This window comes from Roseivirga seohaensis subsp. aquiponti (genome assembly GCF_001267955.1).
GTDB lineage: Bacteria > Bacteroidota > Bacteroidia > Cytophagales > Cyclobacteriaceae > Roseivirga > Roseivirga seohaensis.
Genome location: NZ_JSVA01000050.1, coordinates 1 through 1,208 on the forward strand (window position 1 = coordinate 1; position 1,208 = coordinate 1,208).

The following is a 1,208-nucleotide window of genomic DNA, read 5'->3' on the forward strand; positions in this document are numbered from 1 at the left end:
ATTATAACAATACAGCCAGTACAAACATTACCGTTCCAGCAGGATCCTTGTCTGCCAATGCAGCTGTAGGCATTACAGCTAGCCAAGATGTCAATCCAGAAACCAATGAAACGGTCATTATAGACATTACAGGTGTTACAAAAGGAACCGAGAACGGCACACAACAACAAACGATCACTATTACCGATGACGATACCCCAAGCGTATCATTTACGAGCACCACATCATCGGGATTAGAGAGCGTAAGTTCGGCCAATATCACGGTAGACTTGAATATTGCCAGTGCTCTGACAGTAACTGTAGACTATACAGTAACAGGCACAGCCAGTTCAGGAACAGATTATACCTTGGCCAATGGAACGTTGACCTTCAACCCAGCCGATGTACAAGAGACGATTACCATAGCAGGAATTGTAGACGATGCGATTTTAGAGTCCAATGAGACGGTGATTGTTACCTTGTCGAATCCGAGCAATGCAAACTTAGGAACGAACACGGCACACACCTATACCATTACCGACAATGACGCAGCAGCAGTAACCATTGCCGATGTAAGCGGAGCAGAAAACGGAGGATCAATTACGCTGACCGCCACATTGGACAATGCAGTACAAGGCGGCTTTACGGTAGAAGTAAGCACGGCCGATGGCACAGCCACAACAGCGGACAGTGACTATACATCAATCACCAGTCAGACTTTGACCTTTGCAGGAACAGCAGGCGAGACCCAGACGTTTACGATAACTCCAACCGCAGACACTAAGTTGGAAGGCAATGAAACAGTAACGATTAGCCAAGGCAACTTAGCGGCAACAAGCCTAAGTGTAAACATCACAGATCAAGCTACCGTAACGATCAATAATGACGACAATGCTTCAGTCACTATTGCCGATGTAAGCGGATCAGAAAACGGAGGCGCGATTACATTGACGGCAACCTTGGACAATGCAGTACAAGGAGGTTTTACAGTAGATGTAAACACAGCAGACGGCAGCGCCTTGGCCGCCAGTGATTACACGGCAGTAACAAGCCAGACTTTGACCTTTGCAGGCACGGCAGGCGAGACACAAACCTTTACGGTAACACCAACCGATGATGCAGTAGAAGAATCCACCGAAACCCTGACGGTGAGCATGAACAACCTGGCTGCCACCGCACTAGGAGTAATCATCACCGATAATGCCACCATCACCCTTACCGATGACGAT

At 47.7% G+C, this 1,208-nt stretch carries 1 protein-coding gene; it reads left to right on the forward strand.

The window, feature by feature from the left end; all coding sequences use genetic code 11:
* On the forward strand, positions 1-1,208 hold a 1,208-nt coding region (locus OB69_RS18175; RefSeq protein WP_221404896.1), incomplete at both ends, for a Calx-beta domain-containing protein.